3 protein-coding genes are annotated in these 3,267 nt (G+C 32.8%); all 3 read left to right on the forward strand.

The genetic code is table 11. The annotated features are described in order from the left end of the window. Positions 1 to 20 precede the first annotated feature (20 nt). On the forward strand, positions 21 to 1,280 hold the full coding sequence (locus A5877_RS16990) for a DNA cytosine methyltransferase (RefSeq protein WP_254907508.1): 1,260 nt from the start codon (positions 21 to 23) through the stop codon (positions 1,278 to 1,280). A gap of 14 nt (positions 1,281 to 1,294) precedes the next feature. Continuing rightward, positions 1,295 to 2,566 (forward strand): DNA cytosine methyltransferase, encoded by a 1,272-nt coding sequence (locus A5877_RS16995; RefSeq protein ID WP_086317482.1) that lies wholly within the window; start codon positions 1,295 to 1,297, stop codon positions 2,564 to 2,566. A gap of 90 nt (positions 2,567 to 2,656) precedes the next feature. After that, positions 2,657 to 3,267: hypothetical protein (locus tag A5877_RS17000; protein WP_139843946.1), on the forward strand; the 611-nt coding region annotated here is incomplete at its 3' end.

Consider the following 3,267-nt stretch of genomic DNA (forward strand, 5'->3'; position numbering starts at 1 on the left):
GGATGAAAGGGAGGATATTCATGTCTCGTGGTGGAAATAGAACAGGCGCGGGTAGATCAGCAATCAGAGGAAAAGAAATGAAAATTAAAGTTTCAGATAATATAATGGAACAGCTTGATCTTTTTTTTCCTGGAAAAACTGCTCAGGAAAAAATTAGAGAATGTCTTGAATACGGATTACAGAGAAAAGAAACAGATAGCAAAAAAATAATTAATAAAAGATTAAATGTAGTTGATTTGTTTTCTGGCGCAGGAGGATTATCTCGTGGATTTATGGATGCCGGATTTAATGTTAGATTAGGTATTGATTTTGATGATGCTGCTTTAAAAACTTTTAAAGCCAATCATGGAGATGCTGATATTATGAAACTTGATCTTTTTAATCATGAAAATTTGAAATTTATAACAGACTACTTATATGAGAGAGAGATTAACATTGATGTTTTAGTTGGGGGACCACCTTGTCAAGGTTATTCTTTAGCAGGGCCTCGAGATGAACATGATGAAAGAAACACATTATACGAGGCAATGGTAAAGCTTGCAAAAATGACTAAACCGAAAGTAGTTGTATTAGAAAATGTACCTGGATTATTGAAGTTATTCGATGGAAAAGGTGCTCGCCGTATAGTAGACGATTTTGAAGATTTGGGATACAATATGGACAAAAAAATTCTGTATGCTCCAGAATTTGGAGTACCTCAGATTAGAAAACGTGTTTTTTTTGTTGGAGTTCTTCCAAAATATGGGAATTTTAAGTATCCAGATCCTTTTCTAGAAAAAGATAATTTTATAACATGTGAAGACGCAATAAGTGACCTACCTTCACTTGAAGAAGATCTAGGAAATGAAAAATGTAAGTATATTAGCGAGCCTATTACAGAATATCAAAAATTTATGAGGGCTAATTCAAAAGAATTATACAATCATGTTGGAACACAGCACGAACAGAAGACTGTTGAATTGATAAGTATGGTACCTGAAGGGAAAAATTTTCGCTCTCTACCAGCTCCATTTAATACCATGTTTAAATATAATGAAGCATTGACTCGTTACCATAGTAAAAGACCTTCACTAACGATAAACACAGGACACCGGTCGCATTTTCACTATAAGTGGAATCGAATACCTACTGTTCGAGAAAGTGCTCGCTTGCAATCATTCCCAGATGACTTCATTTTTTATGGAAATAAATCTCAGCAATATAAGCAAGTTGGTAATGCAGTTCCTCCATTATTAGGAAAAGCAGTTGCATTAGAAGTAAAAAAAATCTTAGATATATGAGGAGCGCAATATGAATGGATAAATTAAAATATTTAGACTTATTTGCAGGTGCGGGAGGATTATCTGAAGGATTTCTTCAAACAAGTATGTTTAAAGATATAGCATCTGTAGAATGGTTAAAGCCTCAAGTGGATACATTGAGAAGAAGACTTAAAGATAAATGGGGGTGTATTGATTCTGATAATACAGTTATGCACTTTGACATTCAGAGAGAAGAAGAATTATTTAATGGATGGTCTGATTTAAAATTTGGTATGGGAAAAGGATTGGATTATTTTGTTGAAAAAGCAAATGGGATAGATATTGTTATTGGTGGCCCTCCTTGTCAAGCATATTCGATTGCTGGGAGAGTAAGAGATAGCAATGGAATGCGAGATGATTACAGAAATTATCTTTTTGAACACTATTTAAGCGTTGTTAAACGTTATGAACCCAAATTTTTCATTTTCGAAAATGTGCCTGGAATGTTGAGTGCTAGACCTGGTTTAGGACCGCTAATCAGTGAATTAGTAACGGAGGGATTTTCTAGCATCGGCTATGAAATAGTTGACTCACTAAAGAACTACGCAGTTGTTAATGCAAAAGACTATGGAGTTCCTCAATCAAGAAAAAGAGTTATTATTATTGGAGTAAATAAAAAATTTGTTTCAAAAGAAATTAATATTCAGGATGAATTAAAAAATTTTTATATAAATATACTACCTAAGTATAAATCGCAAAGAGAAATAACTGTTGAAGAAGCTATAGGGGATCTACAGAAGTTCAAACCTTTACGGGATAATGGAAGTCACTCACAAAAAGAAGCTTATGTACCTATTAATAATTCAGGGAGAATGATCAGCTGGCATAAACCGAGATATCACAGTTTAAGAGATATTGAAATATTTCATATGCTTGCAAAAGATATTGAAAAAGGCACTGGTTTATATTCGGATAGTAAAAAGTTAAGTGATCTTTATGAAGAAAAAGTAGGGTCTAAGAGTCCTATCCATCGATATCATGTGCTGAGGCCTAATAAACCAAGCACTACAATTATTGCTCATCTTTATAAGGATGGTAATCGTTTTATCCATTATGATTCTGAACAGAGCAGAACTATTACGCCAAGAGAAGCTGCTCGGTTGCAAACATTTGATGACGATTTTGAATTTATAGGATCTCAAGGTGCTACATATCAAATGATAGGAAACGCAGTTCCTCCTAAGTTAGCTAAAGCTATAGCACAAGCTATTAATGACTTATATAATACAATTATGGGCAAAATGTCTAAAAGCAATATAGTTTAGAAACTATGTTGCTTTTTTTTTGTAATAATGCGAAGATTATAAAATAAATGAGTACTTTAAAATTTATAAAAGGAAAAGGAGTATAAGATTATGTTATATTATCATTTTACAAATGATCTAAGGTTTGCTCAAGTGTACCAAAATATGGGGTTTGTGGCAAAGTACATAAAAAGTGGTGTTTGGGAACATCCAAAACAGACGTTAGAAAATGCAAAAAATGGATGGTTTCCAGTATATGAATTTTATTTTGGACTTTACAAAGGATCGCATAATGTTGATTTAATTTTAGATGGTAAGCAAAACTATGTCTTAGGAGAATTTATCAAAAAGTTTCAATTTCCTAATCCTAAGAACGATCGAAATGATAGCTATAAAAAAGAGTTAGCTAACAACCAATTGAACGCTCCTCTCAGAACCCTAATGCAGCTATTAGTTTATGGGTCTATTTATGAAGGAACTAATTGGGTTTACACAAACGTATTTAAGTACTATATAATAGCCAATGAAGAAGTTGCTAAAAATAGAGTGACAATTGGCGATTTGTACTCAAATATAAAAAACCAAAGCATAAATATAGAAGATATTGATTTTAGTAGCAATGTAACGGTTTCTGGAGGCGATCCTAGGAGGTTGGTAGGTCAGTTATTAGGAGTTTTAGAACCTTTAGACTATATTTCTATTGAAGATGATAAAATAGTTTT

The organism is Enterococcus sp. 3C7_DIV0644, from assembly GCF_002141235.1.
Classification (GTDB): Bacteria; Bacillota; Bacilli; order Lactobacillales; family Enterococcaceae; genus Enterococcus_D; species Enterococcus_D entomosocium.